This is a genomic window from Nocardioides marinisabuli, from assembly GCF_013466785.1.
Taxonomy (GTDB): Bacteria; Actinomycetota; Actinomycetes; order Propionibacteriales; family Nocardioidaceae; genus Nocardioides; species Nocardioides marinisabuli.
On the sequence record NZ_CP059163.1, the window covers coordinates 95515 to 117259 of the forward strand.

The window sequence follows — 21745 nt, forward strand, 5'->3', positions numbered from 1 at the left end:
CGTGTTTCTCCTCGGGGTTCTCGCCCCTGGTCGGCGGAGGTCCCGTGGCCAGTGTCTGGCTTCACCCGCTGCTCTCGCAGCGGGCTCACAGTGGCGGAACCGCCCCGGACTTCGGCATCGCTGCCGGCACCGGGTTCCTGGTCACCACGAGACGTGTGCGACCACCCTAGTCCCCTCGCCGGGCCACGGCGCCGCGGCAGCCGCTGCTCGGTCACGGGCGCGCCCGCGACGAGGTGCTGCGCGACGACCCGGGTCGCCGCGGCGTCGTCCACGCGGCCGTACCAGACGTCGTCGGGCTGCACCGCGACCACCGGGGCGTGGTTGCAGGGGAACAGGCAGCCGGTCTGGGTGACCAGCACGTCGTCGTCGCCCTGCCCGTGCTCGACCAGGGCCCGCGACAGCGCGGCCGCGGTGGCGTCGGAGCCGCGCGCGGTGCACCGCGGCCCCCGGCACACCAGGACCTGGTAGCGGTGGCCCGGCACGTCCTGCCAGGCCGCGGAGGCCAGGCCCGCCTCCCGACCGGTGACCGGGCGGACCGCGCGCCCCAGCACCGTGGGCAGCTCGCCGTCATGACGCAGCAGCTGGGCGGCCACGGTGATCTCGGGCCGGTGCCCCGACCGCTCGCGCCACCAGTGCCCGGCGACCCGGCGCAGCCACGACGCGCCGGGGCCGCTCGCGCCCAGCCGCACCCCGACCAGCGCCACCCGCCCGGTGCCGAGGTCGGCCAGGCGGGTCAGCTCGCGCGAGAGCGACGGGTCGCCCACCTGCAGGAACGCCACCGTGGCCAGCCGGTCGCCGGCCAGCCGCGCGACCCGGTCGGCCAGCGCCACCTCGTGGGCCGACATCCCCACCAGCACCAGGTGCTCGGCCCGGTCGTCGACGCTCACCGGGCCTCCCCCACGGGCCGGGCGGCCCCGAGCACGCCGTTCCACCGCACGTGCGGTGCCGGGCGGCGGGGGTGGTCCTCGACGTCGACGTCGACCCCGTAGACGTCGGCGACCAGGCCGGGCGTGAGCACCTCGGAGACCGGCCCGGCGGCCCGCACCTGCCCGTCGTCGAGCACCACGACGTCGTCGCAGTAGGCCGCGGCCATCTCGAGGTCGTGCAGGGCGGCCACCGTGGTCAGGCCGCTCGCGCGCACCCGCTCGAGGAAGTCGAGCTGGTGGCCCAGGTCGAGGTGGTTGGTCGGCTCGTCGAGCAGCAGCAGCGACGGCTCCTGGGCCAGGGCCCGGGCCAGCTGGGTGCGCTGCCGCTCACCGCCGGAGAGCCGGTCCCACCCGCGCTCGGCGAGGTGCTCGACGCGCACCGTCCGCATCGCCTGCTCGACCGCGTCGGCGTCGGCGCCGCGCAGCGGCCCCGCGCCCCACCGGGAGCGGTACGGCGTCCGCCCGAGGCCCACGACCTGGCGCACCGTCAGCGACAGGGCGGTCTCGGCGTGCTGCTCGACCAGGGCGATCCGGCGGGCCCGGAGCCGCGCGGGCATGAGGTGCACGTCGGCGCCGTCGAGGCGCACCAGTCCGTCGTCGGGGCGGCGCAGCCCCGCGACCAGGTGCAGCAGCGTCGTCTTGCCCGAGCCGTTGGGGCCCAGGAGGCCGGTCACCCGGCCCGGGCGGCAGCGCAGGTCGACGGCGTCGAGCACCGGCGCCCCGCCCCCGGCACGCGCAGGCCCACGCCGAGCGCCTCGAGCGCCGGCGCGCTCACGCCGCCACCCGGGTGCGCCGCAGCAGGTAGGCGAAGAAGGGGGCGCCGACCAGCGCCGTCACGACCCCGATCGGGATCTCCTGGCCCTGCACCAGCGAGCGGGCCAGCGTGTCGGCCCACACGAGCAGCACCGCGCCGAGCAGCGCCGCGAGCGGCAGCAGCAGCCGGTGCTGCGGCCCGGTCACGAAGCGCACCACGTGGGGCACCACCAGGCCCACGAAGCCGATGGCGCCCGAGAAGGCCACCAGGCAGGCCGTCACCAGGGCGGTGACGACCATCAGCACCCAGCGCAGGCGCTCCACCTCGATGCCCAGCGAGCGGGCCGAGGACTCCCCGAAGGCCAGGGCGTCGAGCTGGCCGGCCATCGCCACGAAGACCACGGTGGAGACGACGGCGACCACGCCCACGGTCAGCGCGGTGCCCCAGCGCAGGCCGGCCACCGACCCCAGGGTCCAGGTCAGCACCCGGCGGGCCGCGTCGGAGTCCCCGGCCAGGATGACGACCATCGAGGTGTAGGCGCCGCACACCTGCGCCGTGGCCACGCCGGCCAGGACGGTGCGTCCGGGCGAGAGGCTGCCGCCGCGGCCGGCGGCCAGCACCAGCACCAGCACCAGGGCCCCGAGGGCGCCGGCGAACCCGGCCGCGGCCACGGCGGCCGAGCCCACCAGCCCCACGACCGAGACGCCGAGCACGATGACGGTGACCGCCCCGACCGCGGCCCCGCTGGAGATCCCGAGCAGGTAGGGGTCGGCCAGGTCGTTGCGGGTCAGCGCCTGCAGCACCGCGCCGCAGCAGGCCAGCGCCGCCCCGATGGCGGCGGCCCCGAGCACGCGCGGCATCCGCAGCTGCCAGACGATCTGGTCGTCGAGCAGCCGCACGTCGAGGCCGTCCGCGCCCAGCCGGCGCGCCACCACCTCGACGACCGTCGACAGCGGGACCGGGACCGCCCCGATGCCCAGCGCCGCGGCCATGCTCAGCAGCAGCAGGGCCGCCGTGGTCAGCAGCGCGAGGGTCGAGAGGGCCGGTCGGCCCCGCCTCACGAGGCGTCCAGGCCCGCCAGCTGGGCGGCCACCGAGACGGCACCGTCGACCAGCCGCACCCCGGCGGTCGACTCGGAGAACGCGACGGTGACGAAGCGCTGCTCACGCACCGCCCGCAGGGTGCTGAGCACCGGGTCGGCCTCCAGGTAGGCGATCTTCTCCTCCGCACTGGACCAGGAGGCGTCGGCGAGCACGACGACGTCGGGGTCGGCGGCGACGACCTCCTCCCAGCTGGCCTCGACCCAGCTGCCCGGCTGGTCGGCGAAGACGTTGCGCGCACCCACGGCGTCCAGCACCAGCTGCGGCCCGCCCGCGCCCGCCCCGACGTACGGCGCGCGGTCCCCGGAGTCGTACCAGAGCACGTCGAGCCCGGCCCCCGCCTCCTCGGCGGCGAGCCCGGCCAGCCGCTGCTGCTGCTCGGCGCGCAGCGCCTCGGCCCGCTCGGGCACCCCGAACGCGGCCGCCACGGAGTCGACCTCGTCCCACACCGCCTCGAACGACGCGTCGGGACGCAGGTTCTGCTCCTCGCAGCCGAACGGCGAGAGGTAGGCGGCGGTGCCGGTGCGCTCCAGCTCGGCCCGGCTCCCGGCCGCACCGGGGTCGAAGGCGCTGGCGTAGGCGCCGTACACGAGGTCGGGCTCCACCGCGAGCAGCTCCTCGCGGGTGGGGTACTCCGGGGACAGCACCGGCACCGCGTCGTACGCCGCCGCCCAGCGCTGCGGCACGGCGTCGTCGAGGTAGGCGGTGCCCGCCAGCCGGTCCTCGACGCCGAGCGCGAGGGCGACCTCGGTGGCGCCCTGGTTCATCGTGACCGCCCGGTGCACGGGGCTCGCGATCGTGCTGGTGTGCCCGCAGCTGGTGATCTCGACCGGGAACCCGGTGGCCTCGGCCGCGGCGCTCGCCGGCGGCTGCGGGGCACCGGCGCACGCGGAGGTCAGCAGGGCCAGCGCGAGAGCGGCCGTGGCCGCCAGCGGGCGCCGGCTCGTCGTGGGGTGGGTGGACACGGACCGGCAGGGCCTCATGGGTTTCTCCTCGGGGTTCTCGCCCCTTGCTCGACGGAGGTCCCGTGGCCAGTGTCTGGCTCGCCCGCGGTGCTGCTGCGGGCTCACAGTGGCGGAACCGCCCCGGACTTCGGCATCGCTGCCGGCACCGGGTTCCTGGTCACCACGAGACGTGTGCGGGCAGCGTAGCGCCGTGGCGCCTAGGCTCGGCGCGGCAGGTCCACGCAGCGGTCGACCTCGACCGTCCGTCCCCCCACGAGGAGAGTCTCTTGATCTTCATCACCGCCCGGTTCCGCATCAAGCCCGAGCACGCCGAGGCCTGGCCCGAGATCTCGCGCGAGTTCACCGAGTCGACCCGCGCCGAGCCGGGCTGCCTGTGGTTCGACTGGGCGCGTGCGCTCGACGACAGCGACGAGTACTTCCTCACCGAGGCCTTCGCCGACGGTGACGCCGGCGCGGCCCACGTGCAGTCCGAGCACTTCCAGAAGGCCACCCGCGAGCTGCCGGCCTACCTCGTCGAGACCCCGCGCATCGTCAGCACCGAGGTCGAGGGCACCGGCTGGTCCGAGCTCGGCGAGATGCGGGTCGGCTGAGGCTCGAGCGGCACCGATGAGCACTCCGTTCGACACGCTCGGTCCCGACCTGGTCACCACCGACCCTGACCTCGTCGCGTCGTACGCACGCGACGAGACGGCCCTCGGGGTGAGCGGCGGGGCCGGGCCGGTCGCCGTCGTCAGCCCCCGCACCACCGCCGACGTCGCGGCGGTGCTCGCGATCGCCCACGAGCACCGGGTGCCGGTGTGGTGCGCGGCGCCGGCAGCGCCTGTCCGGCGCCGCCAGCGCACCCGAGGGCTCGGTGGTCCTCTCCACCCGGCGCCTGACGCGGGTGCTCGAGGTCGACCCCGACGAGCGGCTGGCCGTGGTGCAGCCCGGGGTCGTCACCGGCGACCTGCGCGCCGCCGTCGCCGAGGTCGGCCTCTTCTACCCGCCCGACCCCGGGTCGGTGGCCTTCTCCACCATCGGCGGCAACGTCGCGACCAACGCCGGCGGCATGTGCTGCGTGAAGTACGGCGTCACCGGCGACTTCGTGCTCGGCCTCGAGGTGGTGCTGGCCGACGGCACCGTGACCCGCACCGGTCGCCGGACCGCCAAGGGCGTGGCCGGCTACGACCTCACCGCGCTGCTGGTCGGCTCCGAGGGCACCCTCGGCGTCGTCACCGAGATCACGCTGCGGCTGCTGCCGGCGCCGGCGCCGGCCCGCACGCTGGTCCGCGACGTTCCCCGGCCTGGCCGCCGCCGGCGCGGCGGTCGCCGCCGTGACCCGGGCCGGGCTCGACCTGTCGATGCTCGAGATCATGGACCGCACCACGCTCGACGCCGTCGACGAGCTGACCGGGATGGGCCTCGGCGCCGACGGCACCCGGCGGCGATGCTGCTGGCCCAGTGCGACGGCGAGGACGCGCCCGCCGTGCTGGAGCGGATGGCGGCGCTGTGCGAGGACGCCGGCGCCGAGGACGTCCGTGGCGGCCGACGACGCCGCCGAGGCGAGGCGCTGCTCGAGGCGCGGCGCCAGGCGCTGCCGGCGCTGGAGCGGCTCGGCGACTGGGTCCTCGACGACGTCTGCGTGCCGCGCGGACGGGTGGTCGAGCTCCTCGAGGCCGTCGAGCGGGTGGCCGAGCAGGAGGCGCTGACCATCGGCGTCTTCGGGCACGCCGGCGACGGCAACATGCACCCCACGATCGTCCACGACGCCGCCGACCCGGCCTCCGTGGCCGCCGCGACCCGTGCCTTCGACGCCATCACCGCTGCCGCTCTCGAGCTCGGCGGCACCATCACCGGCGAGCACGGCGTGGGCCGGCTCAAGCGCGACTGGCTGGCCCGCGAGCTCGACCCCGGCGCGATGGCGATGTCGCGGGCGGTCAAGGGGGCGCTGGACCCGCTCGGCATCTTGAATCCTGGGGCTGTGCTGGCCTGAGGCAGTTGCCCGGCGTGCGGTGGCCCGGCACCTCACGCTTCGCTCCGGGATCGCCGAGTCGTCGCTTCTTCCCGTCCCCCGCTTCGCTCCTCCCGGGAAGGAGCGACGACTCGGCTCCTCTGCACAACGAAGAAGACCCCCGGCTCAGCGCTCTCGCGCTGTGCCGGGGGTCTGTCTTCGTTGTGGAGCTGAGGGGACTCGAACCCCTGACCCTCTGCATGCCATGCAGATGCGCTACCAGCTGCGCCACAGCCCCAACTCGTCTGCCTCCCCGTTGCCGGTGAGCGACCTGCGGAACATTAGCCGACGCCCACGACGATGTGAAATCGGGGGTCAGGACACCGTGCGGTTGTAGGCCTCGAGGCGCAGCACGCCGTCGCCGGCGTGCTCGCGGAAGACCACCCAGCCGCAGTTCCCGACTCCCTGGAGGGTCGCGAACTGCTGCTCGGGCCACCCCAGCAGCGCCCCGGTGGCGACGCGGATCGCCGCCCCGTGCGAGACCGCCAGCGCGGTGCCGCCCGCGGGGGTCGCCCGCAGCAGCTCGCCGAGCGCCTCGCCCATCCGCAGGCCCACCTCGGCGGCCTTCTCGGCCCCCGGCACCACGTCGTAGTCACCGGCCCGGAACGCCGAGAACTCCGTCGCGTCGAGCGCGCGGTACTCGTCGTGGGTGAGGCCCTGCCGCTCGCCGAGGTGGAACTCGCGCAGCCGTGCGTCGTACGACGCCCACGACGGCTCGCGGCCCAGCTCGCGCAGCACCGGCGCGACGGTGGCCCGGGCACGGGCCAGGTCGGAGCACCACACGACGTCCGGGCGCAGCGCGGCCACGACGGGCGCGGTGCGCGCCGCCTGCTCGCGGCCGGTGTCGTCGAGGTCGACGTCGAGCTGGCCCTGGATCCGCCGCTCGCGGTTGGAGGCGGTCTGGCCGTGCCGGAGCAGGACCAGGGTGCGGCTCACGCCGGGTCGCGGGGAGCGCTGGGACCCGTGGCGTCGGCCGGCAGCTCGATGACCGGGCAGTCGCGCCACAGCCGCTCGAGGGCGTAGAACTCGCGCTCCTCCTCGTGCTGGACGTGCACCACGATCTCGCCGTAGTCGATGAGGACCCAGCGCCCGTCGCGCTCGCCCTCCCGGCGGATCGGCTTGGCGCCGATCTCGCGCAGCTTGTCCTCGACCTCGTCGACGATCGCCTTGACCTGGCGGTCGTTGGAGGCGGAGACGAGGAGGAAGGCGTCGGTGATGGCCAGCTGCTCGCTGACGTCGTAGGCGAGGAGGTCCTGGCCGAGCTTGTCGCCGGCGGCGCGCGCCGCGGCGTGCACGAGCTCGATCGCGTGGTCGGTGGCGGTCATGAGTCTCCGAGGTGGGTCGTGGCGGCGCCGGGAGCGCCTGGGTAGAGGTCGTGCTTGGCGATGTACTGGACGACGCCGTCGGGCACGAGGTACCACACCGGCTCGCCACGCTGCGTGCGCGCACGGCAGTCCGTGGACGAGATGGCCAGTGCGGGGATCTCCACCATCGTGACACGGTCGGCCGGGATCGACCGCAACGTCTCCTCGTCCATCTCGTAGCCGGGCCGGGTGCAGCCCACGAACTGGGCGAGCTCGAAGAGCTCGTCGGCGTCGCGCCAGGTGAAGATCTCGGCCAGCGCGTCGGCGCCGGTGATGAAGTAGAGGTCGGCGTCGGGCAGCCGCTCACGCAGGTCGCGCAGGGTGTCGATCGTGTACGTCCGCCCGCTGCGGTCGATGTCGACGCGGCTGACGTTGAAGCGCGGGTTGGCCGCGGTCGCGATCACCGTCATCAGGTAGCGGTGCTCGGCCTCGGTGACCTGCCGGTCGGCCTTCTGCCAGGGGTCGCCGGTGGGGACGAAGACGACCTCGTCGAGGTCGAACCACGCCTGGACCTCCGAGGCCGCCACGAGGTGCCCGTGGTGGATGGGGTCGAAGGTGCCGCCCATGACGCCGACCCGGCGTCGACGCGTCACGAGCCGAGGCTCAGCTGTGCTCGCGGCCGTTGCCGAACCCGAGCAGCGCGGCGAGCAGGCCCAGCATGATCACCAGGACCAGCAGTCCGACGCCGTAGGACACCAGGTGGTCGACCTCGTGCTCGGCCTCGGAGGCGAGGACGACGGTGCTCTGCAGGATCTGGGCCGCGGTCATGGCCACAGACTACCGCCCGCGCCGCCCCCGCCCGGCACCGCCTCAGCGCACGTGCCCCTCGCCCGTGACGACGTACTTGGTCGAGGTCATCTCGGGCAGCCCCATCGGGCCGCGGGCGTGCAGCTTCTGGGTGCTGATCCCGATCTCGGCACCGAAGCCCAGCTCTCCCCCGTCGGTGAAGCGGGTGCTGGCGTTGACCAGCACCGCCGCCGAGTCGACCGAGGCCACGAAGCGGCGCGCGGCCGACTGGTCCTCGGTGAGGATGGCCTCGCTGTGGGCGCTGGAGTGGCGGCGCACATGCGCGATCGCGGCGTCGATCGAGTCGACGACGGCCACGGCCAGGTCCAGGGAGAGGTACTCGGCGTCCCAGTCGTCGTCGGTGGCAGGCACGACGCCGGGCAGCGCCGCGGTCGCGGCGTCGCCGTGCACGGTCACCCCGGCCTCCTGCAGCGCGGTCACGACGCGGGGCAGGAAGGTCTCGGCGAGGTCGGCGTGCACGAGCAGCGTCTCGGCGGCGTTGCAGACGCTGGGGCGGTGGGTCTTGGCGTTGAGCACGACCGCCAGGGCCTTGTCGAGGTCGGCGGCGCGGTCGACGTACACGTGGCAGTTGCCGACCCCGGTCTCGATGACCGGCACCGTCGAGCCCTCCACCACGCTGCGGATCAGCCCCGCTCCCCCGCGCGGGATCAGCACGTCGACGCGCCCGCGGGCGCGCATCAGGGTGGTGACGCTCTCGCGGGAGTCGGCGGGCACCAGCTGTACGACATCGGGCTCGAGGCCGGCCCCGGCCGCCGCTCCGCGCAGCACCTCGACGATCGCGGCGTTGCTGGCCGCGGCGCTCGAGGAGCCGCGCAGCAGCACCGCGTTGCCCGACTTCACGCAGATCCCGGCGGCGTCGGCCGTGACGTTGGGCCGGGCCTCGTAGATCATCGCGACCACGCCGAAGGGCACCCGCACCTGGCGCATCTCGAGGCCGTTGGCCAGGGTGCTGCCGCGCACCACCTCCCCCACCGGGTCGGGCAGGCCCGCGACGTCGCGCAGCCCCTGGGCCATCGCCTCGACGCGCTCGTGGGTCAGGCGCAGCCGGTCGACGATGCCGCGGGCGTGCCCGCCTCCTCCGCCCGGCGCACGTCGTCGGCGTTGGCGCCCAGCACCGTGTCGGCGGCCGCGACGAGCGCGTCGGCCATCGCGTGCAGCGCCGCGTCCTTGGTGGCGCGCGTGGCCTGGGCGAGGCCGTGGCTGGCCTCGCGGGCACGGTCGGCCAGGACGAGCACGGGGTCGGTGGGGGCGTCGCTCATGACGCGATCGTAGAGGCCGCGCCGGGGCCGGCCCCGCGGCCTCCTAGGCTGCGGACATGCGCATCGTGCTGCTCGGCGACAGCCACCTCGACCGGGTCCGCCGCGACCTGCACCGGCTGGCTCCCGAGCCCGGGGTCGAGGTCGTCAACGCCGCCGTGGGCGGCTCGTTCGCGTTCGAGCTGCGCGGGCAGGCCGACGGGGTGCACCTGCGCCCCGAGGACGCCGTGGTCGTCTCGGTCGGCACCAACGACGCCGCCCCCTGGAAGGCGGTGCCGCCCTACGACTTCGAGACCAACCTGCGCGAGCTGCTCGACCACCTGGCCGACCTCGGCACCACCCGCCTAGGCCGCCTGGTCTACGTCACCCCGCCCGGGGTCGACGAGGCCCGGCTCGGCGGCCCCGGCGACCGCACCAGCGCCGTCGTGGCGTCGTACGCCGCCATCGGCGCCCGGCTCACCACCGAGGCCGGCGGCCGCGTCGTCGACGCCCTGGCCCTGCTCGCCCCGCTCGGCGCGGCGGCGTACCTCGACGACGGCGTGCACCTCACCGGCGCCGCCTACGACCTCCTGCTGCCCGCCGTCGCCGACGCCCTGCGCTGAGACCGGGTCGTGGCCTGAGTCGTGGTCCGGGTCGTGGCCTGGGTCGTGGCCTGAGTCGTGGCTCGGGTCGTGGCCTGTGGCCGCGCCATGGCGCGTCCTCGACCACACGACCGGGACCACGACCCGGACCACGACCCGGACGCGGACGCCGAAGGGCCCCGACCACGTCGTGGTCGGGGCCCTCGGTGAGGTGAGCCGGGGGCTCAGCCCTTGCGCTGGTTGATCTTCTCGGTGGCGGCCGGGAGCACGTTGTGCAGGTCGCCGACGACGCCGAAGTCCACGAGCTCGAAGATCGGGGCCTCCTCGTCCTTGTTGACCGCGACGATCGTCTTCGAGGTCTGCATGCCGGCGCGGTGCTGGATCGCACCGGAGATGCCGTTGGCCACGTAGAGCTGCGGCGAGACGACCTTGCCGGTCTGGCCGACCTGGAAGCTGTGCGGCATCCAGCCGGAGTCGACGGCGGCACGCGAGGCACCGACCGCGGCGCCGAGCGCGTCGGCCAGGCCCTCGATCGGGGCGAAGTCGCCACCGGTGCCACGACCGCCCGAGACCACGATCGCGGCCTCGGTCAGCTCGGGGCGGCCCGAGGCCTTGCGCGGCTGGGCGGCCACGATCTGGGCCTTCTTGGCCGAGTCGGAGATCGTCGCGGCGAACTGCTCGACGGTGCCGGCACCGGCGGTCTCCTCGGGCGCGGCCGAGTTGGGCTTGACCGTGATGATCGGGGTGCCGTGGGTGACCTTCGCCTTGACGGTGTAGCTGCCGGCGAAGACCGACTGGGTGGTCACGCCACCCTCCTCGACGTCGACGGCGTCGGTGATCAGGCCCGAGCCGGTCTTGATCGCCAGGCGGGCCGCCACCTCCTTGCCCTCGTAGCCGGAGACCAGGAGCACCGCGGCGGGGCTGGTCTTCTCGACCAGCTGCTGCAGGGCCTCGGCCTTGGGGGCCACCAGGTAGCCCTTGATCTCCGCGTCGTCGACGACGTAGATCTTCTCGGCCCCGAAGGCCGTGAGCTTCTCGGCCGCGGCCGAGGCCGCCTCCGAGCCGCCGAAGACGACGGCGCTGGGCTCGCCGAGGCGCTTGGCCAGGGCGAGGAGCTCGAAGGTGGGCTTCTTGACTGCGCCGTCGACGTGGTCGACGACAACCAGGACTTCAGACATCTCGGACGCTCCTCAGATGAACTTCTTGGAGGCGAGGAAGCCGGTGAGCGCCTCGGCGCCCGACCCGTCCTCGTCGGTGACGATCTCGCCGGCGGTGCGCGGCGGGCGGGCGGCGGTCTCCTCGACCTGCGACCACGCCACGGACAGACCGACCTGGTCGGCCTCGACGCCGATGTCGGCCAGCGACCAGGTCTCCATCGGCTTCTTCTTGGCCGCCATGATCCCCTTGAAGGAGGGGTAGCGGGCCTCGCCGGTCTGGTCGGTGACCGAGAGCACCAGCGGCATCGTCGCGCCGATGACCTCGGTGGCGGTGTCGCCGTCGCGCTTGATCCGCACCTGGTCGCCCTGGGCCTCGATGACCGAGGCGAAGGTGACCTGGGGCAGGTCGAGACGCTCGGCCAGCATGGCCGGGACGACCGAGCCGGAGGCGTCGGTCGAGGCCATGCCGCACATGACGAGGTCGACGGGCTTCTCGGCGCCGGCCTTCTCGACGGCCTTGGCCAGCACCAGCGACGTGGCGATGTAGTCGGAGCCGGCGATGGCCTCGTCGGAGACGTGGATGCCCTTGTCGGCACCCATCTGCAGTGCCTTGCGCACGGCGTCGACGGCCTTCTCGGGGCCCACGCACAGCGCGGTCACCTCGGTGTCGTCGCCGGCCTTCTCCTTCAGCTGCAGCGCCTGCTCGACGGCGTACTCGTCGAGCTCGGACAGCAGGCCGTCGACGCCCACGCGGTCGACGGTGTTGTCCGACTCGAACTGGCGGTCGGCGGTGGCATCGGGCACGTACTTCACACAGACAACAATGTTCATGGGATCTGGCCCGGTCAGGGCCCCTCCTGTGCACTCGGTGGTCTCGGCGAGGTTACCCGCGAGTCGGGGGTCCGCGGTACAGCGTCCGCGGTTGGGTATCTCACATGTGTGACAGCGGCGCTGTCACGGTCGGGCCGGCTGCTGGGCCGGTGGGTCAGGGCTTGACGACGCGCTCCACGAGGCGGCCGACGACCAGGTAGGCCACCGCCCCGAGGCCCCAGTTGAACAGCGCGTTCTTGGTCTCGGCGTTGGAGCCGTCGAACTCGCGGATGCCGTTCTCGCGGGAGAAGACGCCCAGGTCGACGCCGTCGGCGAGGTCGAGCACGAAGGAGACCAGGCCGTTGTCGCGGTTGGCGTCGATCGCGATCAGCAGTGCCCCCACGGCCAGCACCATCGCGAGCAGCACGAAGACCGCCCACAGGGCGGTGGCCACCTTGGCGCGCACCACCGCGGTGCTCGTGCCCCCGCGTCCGCGCTTGGCGGGCGCGGCCGCCGCGGTCGTGGTGTCCTGCTCGGCCACCTCGGCGCTCTTCTTCGATCTCTTCAGTGCCACGCGGCGCTCCTTGGAGGTCCGACCCTGACGCTCAGCTCCCGGTGAACTGAGCCTTGCCCGGTCCGTTCTCGACGAAGGATGACATACCGACGGTCCGGTCCCGGGTGGCGAACAGCGACGCGAACTGCATCCGCTCGATCTCCAGGCCCGTCTCGAGGTCGACCTCGAGGCCGCGGTCGATGCACTCCTTGGCCGCGCGCACGGCGTACGACGCCGCGCCGGCGAACTGGCGCGCCCAGGCAGTCGCCTCCTCCAGGACGCTCTCGTCGGGCACCACCTTGTCGACCAGGCCGATGGCCAGCGCCTCGTCGGCCTTCACGAAGCGGCCGGTGAAGATGATGTCCTTGGCCTTGCTGGGCCCGACCAGGCGCGAGAGCCGCTGGGTGCCGCCGGCGCCGGGGATGATGCCGAGCAGCACCTCGGGCTGGCCCATCACGGTGCGCTCCCCCGCGACCCGGATGTCGGCGGCCAGCGCGAGCTCGCAGCCGCCGCCGAGGGCGTAGCCGTTGACGGCCGCGACCACCGGCTTGGGGATGCGCGCCACCGCGGTGACCGCGGCCTGCAGCGGCCCGGAGCGCTTGACCATGTCGGTGTGCGACATGCCGGCCATCTCCTTGACGTCGTTGCCGGCCGCGAAGACCCGCTCGCCGCCGGTCAGCACGACGGCCTTGACGTCGTCGCGCTCGACGACCTCGGCCACCACCGCGGTGAGCTCCTGCTGCACCTGGATGGAGATGGCGTTCATCTTCGGGCGGTCCAGGCGGATGGTGGCGACGCCGTCGGCCACCTCGAGACGCACGAACTCGGCTTGGTCGGCCACGGGCACAACCTCTCTGGTCGGTGAGGATCGATGCTGTGCGCGGTGCGCACCCGGGCATCGTGCCACTGGCGCGACCGGTGCTGGGAGACTGGTGCGTGTGACTCCTTCGACGTGGACCCACCTCGGCCAGACATCCCAGGTCTGGCCCGGGCGCAACTGGCCCCTGGGGGCGACCTGGTCGGCCGAGTCGACCAACTTCGCGGTCTACGCACCGGCGGCCACCGAGGTGTGGCTGTGCGTCTTCGAGGAGGCGCCCGACGGCGGCGAGGTCGAGGTCCGCCACCAGCTGACCGAGCAGTCCCTGGGCATCTGGCACGGCGCGCTGCCCGGGGTCCGCCCCGGCACGGCGTACGGCTACCGCGTCGACGGGCCGTGGAAACCGGCCGAGGGCCTGCGCTTCAACCCCGCCAAGCTGCTGCTCGACCCCTACGCGCAGGCCACGACCGGTGACCTGGTGCCCGAGCAGCCCGCCTTCGCCTACGTGCTGGGCAGCCCCGAGGTGCGCGACGACCACGACTCGGCCGGCCACGTGCCGCGCGGCGTGGTCGTCGACCCGTCCTTCGACTGGCAGGGCGACGTCCCGATGCGCCGCCGCTGGCGCGACACCGTGATCTACGAGGCGCACGTCAAGGGGCTCACCGCCCTGCACGACCGGGTGCCCGAGCACCTGCGCGGCACGTACGCCGGGCTGGCGCAGCCGGCCGTGACCGACTACCTGCGCGACCTCGGGGTGACGGCCGTCGAGCTGCTGCCGGTCCACCAGTTCGTCTCGGAGCCGTCGCTGACCGAGCGCGGCGCCACCAACTACTGGGGCTACAACTCCATCGGCTACTTCGCCCCGCACGCGGCGTACTCCTCCTCCGGCGAGCGCGGTGAGCAGGTCACCGAGTTCAAGGAGATGGTGCGCGCGCTGCACCGCGCCGGCATCGAGGTGATCCTCGACGTGGTCTACAACCACACCGCCGAGGCCGGCCCGCTGGGCCCGACGCTGAGCTTCCGCGGCCTCGACGACCGCGGCTTCTACAAGCGGGTGGCCCCGGTGCCCGACCCCAAGACCGGCGCGGTGACCTTCGACGACACCTACTGGGACGTCACCGGCTGCGGCAACACCGTCGACTCCAACAACCCGCTGGCGCTGCGGATGATCCTCGACTCGCTGCGCTACTGGGTCACCGAGATGCACGTCGACGGCTTCCGCTTCGACCTGATGTCGGCGCTGACGCGCACCGGCTACGACATCGACATGAACTCCGACCTGCTCGTCGCGATCGGCCAGGACCCGGTGCTGCGCCACGTCAAGCTCATCGCCGAGCCGTGGGACGCCTCGATGGACGGCTACCTGGTCGGCGGCATGCCGCCGCCGTGGGTGGAGTGGAACGACCAGTACCGCGACGCGATCCGGGACTTCTGGCGCAACCACAACCACGGCACCCACGCGGTCGCGACCCGGCTGGCCGGCTCCTCCGACCTCTACGCCGACGACGGGCGCTCGGCGTACGCCTCGATCAACTTCGTCACCGCCCACGACGGGTTCACGGTGCGCGACCTGGTCAGCTACGAGCACAAGCACAACGAGGCCAACGGCGAGGACAACCGCGACGGCACCGACAACAACCGCTCGTGGAACCACGGCGTCGAGGGCGAGACCGACGACCCGGCACTCCTCGCGGTGCGCCGACGCCAGGCCGCCAACATCATGGCCACGCTGTGCCTGTCGAACGGCGTCCCGATGATCACCGCCGGCGACGAGCGCGGGCGCACCCAGCGCGGCAACAACAACGCCTACTGCCAGGACAACGAGCTGTCGTACGTCGACTGGCGCCCCGACGACGCCTGGCTCGACGTCTACGAGGTGACCCGGGCCGCGCTCCGGCTGCGCCGCGAGCACCCGGCGCTGCGCCAGCGGCACTGGTTCGAGGGCCGGCCCACGATCCGCGGCGGCCCGAAGGACCTGGCCTGGCTGCACCCGAGCGGGCGCGAGATGACCCCCGACGACTGGCACGACCCCGAGCTGCGCACCGTGGGGATGTTCGTCTCGGGCTCGCCGCTGCGCGCGCCCGGCCCGCGCGGCGAGCAGCAGGTCGACGCCTCGTTCATGGTGTGGTTCGGCTCCGGCTGGCTGCCCCAGCGGGTCTCGCTGCCCGAGAACGACTGGGTGCAGCGCGGCGAGGTGGTGCTCTCCACCGACGCGCGGCTGGCCGTGGGCACCGTGGTCGAGGCCGGCGGCGAGCTGACCGTCGGGCGGCGCAGCGTCGTGGTGCTGCGCAGCACCGCCCCCTGACGGCGGGTCGTGCCCCCGGGCGTGGTCCGGCGACCACGCCCGGGGGCACGACTCGTCAGAGCGGCAGCGCGACGACGCCGAGCTCGGCGTCGGAGGCCAGCAGCGGGTGCTGCGGCAGCACCCGCACGGTGTAGCCGAACGCCCCGGCGTGGGCCAGCGACACGTCGCCGTCGAAGCGGAAGCGCCCGCCGCCGTAGGTCTCGGCGAGCGCGAGCTCCGCGCGCTCGGCGTCGAGGATCGCGTCGTCGGCGTCGGCGCGGCCGTGCACCAGCTGCACGGTGACGTCGTCCGGGTCCAGCTCGCCCAGCGAGACGAAGGCCCGCGCCGAGAGCACCGAGCCGACCTCGGGCGAGTCGCCCACGCCGCTGCTCTCGACGTGCTCGACGCGCACCGAGGGCCAGGCGGCCAGCACCCGGCGCTTCCAGGCCGCCAGCTCGACGGCACCCGCGTAGTCGCTGTTGAGCGCGCGGGCGTGGCCGGTCGCGGGCGCGTAGAGCTCGCGCACGTAGTCGCGCACCATCCGGGTCGCGAGCACCTTAGGGCCCAGCGACCTCAGCGTGTGGCGCAGCATCTCGACCCAGCCGGTCGGCACGCCCGCCTCGTCGACGTCGTAGAAGCGCGGTGCGACCTGGTTCTCCAGCAGGTCGTAGAGCGCCGAGGCCTCGAGGTCGTCGCGGCGGTCGGCGTCGTCGAGCCCGTCGGCCGACGGGATCGCCCAGCCGTTGCCGCCGTCGTACCACTCGTCCCACCAGCCGTCGAGGATGGAGAGGTTGAGGCCGCCGTTGAGCGCGGCCTTCATGCCCGAGGTGCCGCAGGCCTCGTAGGGCCGCAGCGGGTTGTTGAGCCACACGTCGCAGCCGGGGTAGAGCGGCTGGGCCATCGCGATGTCGTAGTTGGGCAGGAAGACGATGCGGTGACGCACCTCGGGGTCGTCGGCGAAGCGCACCATCTCCTGGATCAGCCGCTTGCCGCCGTCGTCGGCGGGGTGCGACTTGCCGGCGATGACCAGCTGCACCGGCCGCTCGGGGTCGAGCAGCAGCCGCTTGAGGCGCGCGGGGTCGCGCAGCATCAGCGTGAGGCGCTTGTACGACGGCACCCGGCGCGCGAAGCCGATGGTCAGCACGTCGGGGTCCAGCGCGGAGTCGATCCAGCCGAGCTCGGCCGGGGCCGCGCCCCGCTCGACCCACGAGCGGGCCAGGCGGGCCCGGGCGTCCTGCACCAGGCGCAGGCGCAGCTCGCGCTTGACCGCCCACATGCGCCCGGCGTCGACGGTGTCGGCGGCGGCGAAGAACGCACCGGTGTCGTCGGAGTCGGGGTCGGCCCCGTCGGCCAGCCCGAAGACCTCGCGCGCCACCCAGGTCGGGGCGTGCACCCCGTTGGTGATCGAGGTGATCGGCACCTCGGCCTCGTCGAAGGCCGGCCACAGGCCCTGGAACATGCCGCGGGAGACCTGCCCGTGCAGCAGCGAGACGCCGTTGGCCCGCTGGGCCAGCCGGAAGCCCATCACGGCCATGTTGAAGACGCCGCTGTCGCCGCCGGCGTAGTCCTCGGCGCCCAGCGCCAGGATCCGCTCGAGCGGGACGCCCGGGGTGGCGCCGGCCTCGCTGAAGTACTGCTCGACCAGGGTGCGGTCGAAGCGGTCGATGCCGGCGGGCACCGGGGTGTGGGTGGTGAAGACGGTGGAGGCCCGGCCGACCTCGAGGGCGGTGTCGAAGTCGAGCCCGGGCCCGTCGGCCGCAGCGGTCAGCTCGCGGATCCGCTCCAGGCCCAGGAAGCCCGCGTGGCCCTCGTTGGTGTGGAAGACCTCCGGCTCGGGGTGCCCGGTCAGCCGCGAGAAGACCCGCAGCGCACGCACGCCGCCGACGCCGAGCAGCAGCTCCTGGCGCAGGCGGTGCTCGGAGGTGCCGCCGTACAGGCGGTCGGTGACGTCGACGTAGTGCTCGGGGTTGCCCTCGACGTCGGTGTCGAGCATCAGCAGCGGCACCCGGCCCACCGCGGCGACCCAGATGCGCGCGACGAGGTCGGGCCCGCCGGGCATCGCGATCGAGATGGTGGCCGCGGCGCCGTTCTCCTCGCGCAGTAGCGAGATCGGCAGCTCGTCGGGGTCCAGGACGGGGTAGGTCTCCTGCTGCCAGCCCTCGCGCGAGAGCGACTGGCGGAAGTAGCCGTGGCGGTAGAGCAGCCCGACACCGATGATCGGCACGCCCAGGTCGCTGGCGGCCTTGAGGTGGTCGCCGGCCAGGATGCCGAGGCCGCCGGAGTACTGCGGCAGCACCGCGGTGATGCCGAACTCCGGGGAGAAGTAGCCGATCGCGCGGGGCGCGGCCCCGCCGGTGGGCCCGGTCAGGGTGCCGGCGGCGACGCGCTTCTGGTACCACCGCTCCCCCTCGACGTACGCCGCCAGGTCGGCACGCGCCGCCTCGAGCCGCGCCACGAACGACGCGTCGGCGGCCAGCTCGTCGAGCCGCTCGGCGCCGACCGAGGCCAGCAGGCGCACCGGGTCGTGCCCGGTCGACTCCCACAGCTCGGCGTCGACGGCCGCGAAGACGTCCTGGGTCGGCGGGTGCCAGGACCAGCGCAGGTTGCCGGCCAGCTCGCTGAGGGCGCCCAGGCGGGCGGGGAGGACGGGGTGGACGGTGAATCGTCGGATCGCGCGCACCCGCTGACGCTAGCGCCTCGTGGAACGATCCAAAAAGCCTCTGCGCCGTATTTCTTCCCGGTCACGAACCTGTCACGGCGTCAGGTTCGTGGGCCACCACGCATAACCGCCGGCACCCGGTGGCGTTGAGAGGGCCATGACCACGAACCCCGTGCGCAGACGCCGCCGCAGGACGGCGGCGTTGGCCCTGGCGACCGCCACCTTGGTGCCCGGCCTCGCGCAGCTCCCCGCCCTCGCCACCAGCGGCCCTGCCGCCCCGAGCACCTTCTCCCTCGACGACGTCGTGACCATCGGCGACTCCGTGCCCGGTCTCTCCGACCTCGACGCGCGCGGCACCGCCCTGCCCACCCTGGCCCAGCGCCGGGTCGCCGACGCCCTGGGCGCCGTCAGCGTGCGGTGGAACGACTTCGGGACCCCCGCCTCGATCCTGCCCGCCGACGGGGTGCTGGCCCGCGCTGCCTTCCCGGGCGCCGGCGCGGCGAACGCCGAGAAGTCGGCGCGCGCCTGGCTCGAGGCCAACGCCGCCGTCTTCGGGATGGACGCCACCCAGATGCGCGGCCTCGAGCTGGTCAACACCCAGGAGCTCGCCGTCTACGACGACGCCCCGCACCCCGGGTACGCCGTGCTGCTGCGCCAGCGCTTCGGGGACCTCACCCCCGCCCTCGGCTCGATGGTGACCGTCGGGGTCGCGCGCGGCGAGATCGCCTACGTCTCCTCCTCGCTGGTGCGCTCCGGCACCGAGCTCGACGCCTCCGCGACGAAGCTCAGCCCCCAGCAGGGCTGGCTGGCCGCCGCCCGCAACGTGGGCCGCGACCTGACCGCCTCGGCCGTGGCCGACATCGTCCGCGACGTCACCGAGGACTGGACCGTGCTGACGGTGCCCGGCTTCGCCCAGCCGCAGCAGGTCCGCCTGCGCGCCCTGGCCAAGGCCGACGGCACCGTGCGCCCGGTGCTGGAGGCCAACGTCGTCGACAGCGACGCGGGCGACGCGTTCGCCTACACGCTGATGGTCGACGCCCTGACCGGCGAGGTGCTGCACCGCGAGAACAAGGTCGAGCACGACCAGGTCAACGACGTCTTCACCGGCGCCTTCACCGGCGACCAGTGCGGCCCCGTGCACGACTTCGAGCTGGCCGACGACAAGACCCGCACCATCAACGCGCTCGGCCTGAGCACCCCCGCCGACGACATCACCGTCAAGATCTTCGGCCCCGGCAAGGAGCTGCTCTTCACCCAGGACCTGCTCACCAGCCCCGAGCTGGCGACGTACTCCTCGGACAAGCTGAAGGCCGGCATCTACGGCGTGCAGGTCTGCCCCTTCGACTCCGCCTCCGCGGTGAGCGGCACCTACTCGCTGCTGCTCTCCACCAGCGACCAGGGCGCCCCGTCGACCGGCGGTCAGCTCTTCTCGCCGGCGTGGCGCTACTTCGCTGCCAACCCGGCGATGAGCTCGGTCAACAACGACTCGACGCCCACGAACTCGGTCATCGGCTGCTGGATCGCCGGTCCCGAGTGCACGCTGCCCAGCGGCCCCTTCAAGAACGTGGCCGCCACCTACCCGTGGGACGCGCTGGACGCCACCGGCACGACGACCGCGACCACCGTCGGCAACAACGCCAACACCCACGAGGCGTGGGCCAGCCCGCTGACCCCCGGCGGCCTGCTGCAGGCCCCGGTCTCCCCCACGCGCCAGTACACCGGCGAGTTCACCGACGCCTGGAACAACTCCGGGTGCAGCCCCAGCGAGCTGGTGCCCGGCGGCAACGACATCGAGTTCTCGACGCAGAACCTCTTCGTCTCCCACAACCGGATGCACGACTACAGCTACTACCTGGGCTTCACCGAAGCCAACTACAACCTGCAGCTCGAGAACTTCGGGCGCGGCGGTGTCGAGGGCGACCAGGAGATCGGCAACGTGCAGGCCGGCGCCCTCAGCGGCGGCCAGCCGACGTACCTGGGCCGTGACAACGCCAACCAGATCACCCTGCAGGACGGCGTGCCCGGCATCACCAACCAGTACCTCTTCCAGCCGATCGCGGGCGCGTTCTACGCCCCCTGCACCGACGGCGGGCTCGACATGGGCATCGTGGGCCACGAGTACACCCACGCCATCTCCAACCGCATGGTCGCCGGGCCCGACGAGGGCCTGACCTCCGCGCAGGGTGGCGCGATGGGCGAGTCGTGGGGCGACCTGGTCGCCGCGGAGTACCACTTCAGCCACGGCTACAAGAACGGCGGCAACGTCTGGGCCGTCGGCGTCTACGCCACCGGCAACAAGCGCACCGCGATCCGCGACTACGCCATCAACAAGAACCCGCTGAACTACAGCAACGTCGGCTTCGACACCACCGGCCAGCAGGTCCACGCCGACGGCGAGATCTGGAGCGGCACCCAGTGGTCGGTGCGCCAGGCCCTGGTGAAGAAGCACAACCGGCAGTTCCCCTACAAGGACAAGGCGCTGCAGCTGCGGTGCGCCCAGGCCACCGAGGACGCCAGCCCGCTGGCGCCCCAGTTCTGCCCCGGCAACCGCCGCTGGGTGCAGCTGATGTTCGACGCCTTCCTGCTCCAGCAGGGCGCCACCTCGATGCTCGACGCACGTGACGCGATGCTGGCCGCCGACCGGATGCGCTTCGGCGGCGAGGACACCAAGGTGATGTGGAAGGCCTTCGCGCAGCGCGGCATGGGCAAGGACGCCTCGACGCCCGACGCCGACTCCGAGCACGTCAAGGGCGGCTTCGCCTCCCCGAAGCAGCGCAACGGCACGGTCACCTTCAAGGCCTCGCGCGGCGCCGGCAAGATCTACGTGGGCGACTACCAGGCCCGGGTCACCCCCGTCGCCGACACCTCGCCGAAGTCGAAGCTCGACGCCACCGTCTCGATGGTCCCCGGCACCTACCGGATGCTCTACACCTCCGGCAAGGGCGGCTTCAAGCGGTTCACGCTGCGGGTCAAGGCCGGCGAGCGCAAGACCGTGCGGCTGACCAAGCAGAAGAACCTGGCCGCGGCCGCGAACGGCGCGAAGGTCATCGACGCGACCCCCGGCTCGCTCAACACCGCCCACCTGATCGACGGCAAGGAGTCGACCAACTGGGGTGCCGTCACCGAGACCAACGTCGACGAGTCGAAGCCCTTCGTCTCCGTCGACCTGGCCAAGGGCACGCACACGATCCGTCGCGTGCAGGTCAGCGCCCTGCTGACCCCCGCGCCGGCCTCGGGCGACACGATCCCGCTGGCCACCGACGAGGACCCGGCCTCCGGCTCGCGCTTCACCGCGCTGCGCCGCTTCGCCATCGAGGTCTGCACCAGCGGCTGCGAGTCGGACAAGGCCACCTGGAAGCGCGTCTTCACCTCGAAGGCCGACGCCTTCCCGGCCGGGCGCCCCCGCCCGGTCGCGCCCGACCAGACGATGCGCTCCTTCAAGATCGGGAAGACCAGGGCCGCCGCGGTGCGCCTGGTGACCCTGGAGAACCAGTGCACCGGCACCCCGGGCTACTCCGGTGAGCAGGACAACGACCCGCTCAACGACACCGACTGCGCCACGGCCTCCGACCGCGGCACGATCGTGCACGCCTCGGAGCTGCAGGTCTTCTCCCGCTGACCCGACGCTCCACCGCACCACCGCCGAGCCGGCTCGTTCGAACGAGCCGGCTCGGCGCTTTTCGTAGGTCGAGCAGCGAGGGCCGGAGGCTCGAGCGTCGCCG

At 73.4% G+C, this 21745-nt stretch carries 16 protein-coding genes, 1 tRNA gene, 4 pseudogenes and 1 riboswitch; of the genes and pseudogenes, 6 read left to right on the forward strand and 15 right to left on the reverse strand.

From position 1 onward, the window contains the following. Positions 1–29 precede the first annotated feature (29 nt). Positions 30–164, reverse strand: a riboswitch (cobalamin riboswitch). Between the two features lie 135 nt (positions 165–299). From H0S66_RS20890 to H0S66_RS00460, 4 genes and pseudogenes are all read right to left on the reverse strand, one after another. Beyond that, positions 300–845: pseudogene (locus tag H0S66_RS20890) on the reverse strand ((2Fe-2S) ferredoxin domain-containing protein); the annotation flags it as partial. Between the two features lie 38 nt (positions 846–883). Then, positions 884–1639: an ABC transporter ATP-binding protein gene (locus tag H0S66_RS00450; RefSeq protein WP_180923721.1), complete on the reverse strand. Its 756-nt coding sequence runs from the start codon at positions 1637–1639 to the stop codon at positions 884–886. Between the two features lie 58 nt (positions 1640–1697). Next, complete coding sequence (locus H0S66_RS00455) at positions 1698–2672, reverse strand: FecCD family ABC transporter permease (protein ID WP_179617584.1); 975 nt, start codon at positions 2670–2672, stop codon at positions 1698–1700. 65 nt (positions 2673–2737) lie between these two features. Continuing rightward, the gene (locus H0S66_RS00460; RefSeq protein ID WP_180923723.1) at positions 2738–3763 is read right to left on the reverse strand and encodes an ABC transporter substrate-binding protein; all 1026 of its coding nucleotides are present in this window, start codon (positions 3761–3763) and stop codon (positions 2738–2740) included. Between the two features lie 248 nt (positions 3764–4011). On the opposite strand from H0S66_RS00460, the gene H0S66_RS00465 reads away from it, so the two are divergent. From H0S66_RS00465 to H0S66_RS20900, 3 genes and pseudogenes are all read left to right on the forward strand, one after another. Continuing rightward, positions 4012–4335 carry a putative quinol monooxygenase gene (locus H0S66_RS00465; protein WP_179616999.1) on the forward strand — a complete coding sequence of 108 codons (324 nt, stop codon included), beginning with the start codon at positions 4012–4014 and terminating at the stop codon, positions 4333–4335. Positions 4336–4628: 293 nt separating this feature from the next. After that, positions 4629–4820: pseudogene (locus H0S66_RS20895) on the forward strand (FAD-binding oxidoreductase); the annotation flags it as partial. A 402-nt stretch (positions 4821–5222) separates the two neighbouring features. Continuing rightward, a pseudogene (locus H0S66_RS20900) lies at positions 5223–5717 on the forward strand (FAD-linked oxidase C-terminal domain-containing protein); the annotation flags it as partial. 183 nt (positions 5718–5900) lie between these two features. Here H0S66_RS20900 and H0S66_RS00475 read toward each other — a convergent pair. The 6 genes and pseudogenes from H0S66_RS00475 to H0S66_RS00500 all read right to left on the reverse strand — a co-directional run bounded on the left by H0S66_RS00475 (position 5901) and on the right by H0S66_RS00500 (position 9165). Beyond that, a tRNA-Ala gene (locus H0S66_RS00475) sits at positions 5901–5973 on the reverse strand. A 77-nt stretch (positions 5974–6050) separates the two neighbouring features. Further along, entirely contained in the window at positions 6051–6671 is a 621-nt protein-coding gene (locus H0S66_RS00480) for a histidine phosphatase family protein (RefSeq protein WP_179617001.1), read from the reverse strand. Next, positions 6668–7060: a ribosome silencing factor gene (gene rsfS / locus H0S66_RS00485; protein ID WP_179617002.1), complete on the reverse strand. Its 393-nt coding sequence runs from the start codon at positions 7058–7060 to the stop codon at positions 6668–6670. The genes H0S66_RS00480 and rsfS overlap by 4 nt, the downstream gene beginning before the upstream one ends. Continuing rightward, positions 7057–7665 (reverse strand): nicotinate-nucleotide adenylyltransferase, encoded by a 609-nt coding sequence (gene nadD, locus H0S66_RS00490; RefSeq protein ID WP_179617585.1) that lies wholly within the window; start codon positions 7663–7665, stop codon positions 7057–7059. Before nadD ends, rsfS begins: the two co-directional genes overlap by 4 nt. Positions 7666–7702: 37 nt before the next feature. Then, the gene (locus H0S66_RS00495; RefSeq protein ID WP_179617003.1) at positions 7703–7867 is read right to left on the reverse strand and encodes a hypothetical protein; all 165 of its coding nucleotides are present in this window, start codon (positions 7865–7867) and stop codon (positions 7703–7705) included. A 42-nt stretch (positions 7868–7909) separates the two neighbouring features. Continuing rightward, a pseudogene (locus H0S66_RS00500) lies at positions 7910–9165 on the reverse strand (glutamate-5-semialdehyde dehydrogenase). A 56-nt stretch (positions 9166–9221) separates the two neighbouring features. Here H0S66_RS00500 and H0S66_RS00505 point away from each other — a divergent pair. Then, positions 9222–9764, forward strand: a complete 543-nt coding sequence (locus tag H0S66_RS00505; RefSeq protein WP_179617005.1) for an SGNH/GDSL hydrolase family protein — start codon at positions 9222–9224, stop codon at positions 9762–9764. 203 nt (positions 9765–9967) lie between these two features. Here H0S66_RS00505 and H0S66_RS00510 read toward each other — a convergent pair whose 3' ends face one another. The 4 genes from H0S66_RS00510 to H0S66_RS00525 all read right to left on the reverse strand — a co-directional run bounded on the left by H0S66_RS00510 (position 9968) and on the right by H0S66_RS00525 (position 13104). Next, positions 9968–10921: an electron transfer flavoprotein subunit alpha/FixB family protein gene (locus H0S66_RS00510; RefSeq protein WP_179617006.1), complete on the reverse strand. Its 954-nt coding sequence runs from the start codon at positions 10919–10921 to the stop codon at positions 9968–9970. Between the two features lie 12 nt (positions 10922–10933). After that, on the reverse strand, positions 10934–11713 hold the full coding sequence (locus H0S66_RS00515) for an electron transfer flavoprotein subunit beta/FixA family protein (protein ID WP_258017037.1): 780 nt from the start codon (positions 11711–11713) through the stop codon (positions 10934–10936). 172 nt (positions 11714–11885) lie between these two features. Continuing rightward, positions 11886–12284 carry a hypothetical protein gene (locus tag H0S66_RS00520; protein WP_218876395.1) on the reverse strand — a complete coding sequence of 133 codons (399 nt, stop codon included), beginning with the start codon at positions 12282–12284 and terminating at the stop codon, positions 11886–11888. A 31-nt stretch (positions 12285–12315) separates the two neighbouring features. Next, positions 12316–13104: an enoyl-CoA hydratase/isomerase family protein gene (locus H0S66_RS00525; protein ID WP_258017038.1), complete on the reverse strand. Its 789-nt coding sequence runs from the start codon at positions 13102–13104 to the stop codon at positions 12316–12318. A 97-nt stretch (positions 13105–13201) separates the two neighbouring features. Between H0S66_RS00525 and glgX the strand changes: the two genes are divergently transcribed. Next, positions 13202–15385, forward strand: coding sequence for a glycogen debranching protein GlgX (gene glgX / locus H0S66_RS00530; RefSeq protein WP_258017039.1), 2184 nt, complete (start codon positions 13202–13204; stop codon positions 15383–15385). A gap of 55 nt (positions 15386–15440) precedes the next feature. Here the strand turns inward: glgX and glgP are convergent, their stop codons facing one another. After that, a complete protein-coding gene (gene glgP, locus H0S66_RS00535) occupies positions 15441–18044 on the reverse strand; it encodes an alpha-glucan family phosphorylase (protein ID WP_179617009.1) in 2604 nt (867 codons plus the stop codon). Between the two features lie 136 nt (positions 18045–18180). On the opposite strand from glgP, the gene H0S66_RS00540 reads away from it, so the two are divergent. Further along, positions 18181–21642 (forward strand): M36 family metallopeptidase, encoded by a 3462-nt coding sequence (locus H0S66_RS00540; protein WP_179617010.1) that lies wholly within the window; start codon positions 18181–18183, stop codon positions 21640–21642. Positions 21643–21745: the final 103 nt, after the last annotated feature.

Coding starts and splice junctions, on each gene's coding strand:
- H0S66_RS00495 (WP_179617003.1), bottom strand. CDS start 7,867: ATGACCGCGGCCCAGATCCTGCAGAGCACCGTCGTCCTCGCCTCCGAG.
- H0S66_RS00540 (WP_179617010.1), top strand. CDS start 18,181: ATGACCACGAACCCCGTGCGCAGACGCCGCCGCAGGACGGCGGCGTTG.
- H0S66_RS00460 (WP_180923723.1), bottom strand. CDS start 3,763: ATGAGGCCCTGCCGGTCCGTGTCCACCCACCCCACGACGAGCCGGCGC.
- H0S66_RS00455 (WP_179617584.1), bottom strand. CDS start 2,672: ATGGCCGCGGCGCTGGGCATCGGGGCGGTCCCGGTCCCGCTGTCGACG.
- H0S66_RS00505 (WP_179617005.1), top strand. CDS start 9,222: ATGCGCATCGTGCTGCTCGGCGACAGCCACCTCGACCGGGTCCGCCGC.
- H0S66_RS00510 (WP_179617006.1), bottom strand. CDS start 10,921: ATGTCTGAAGTCCTGGTTGTCGTCGACCACGTCGACGGCGCAGTCAAG.
- rsfS (WP_179617002.1), bottom strand. CDS start 7,060: ATGACCGCCACCGACCACGCGATCGAGCTCGTGCACGCCGCGGCGCGC.
- nadD (WP_179617585.1), bottom strand. CDS start 7,665: ATGGGCGGCACCTTCGACCCCATCCACCACGGGCACCTCGTGGCGGCC.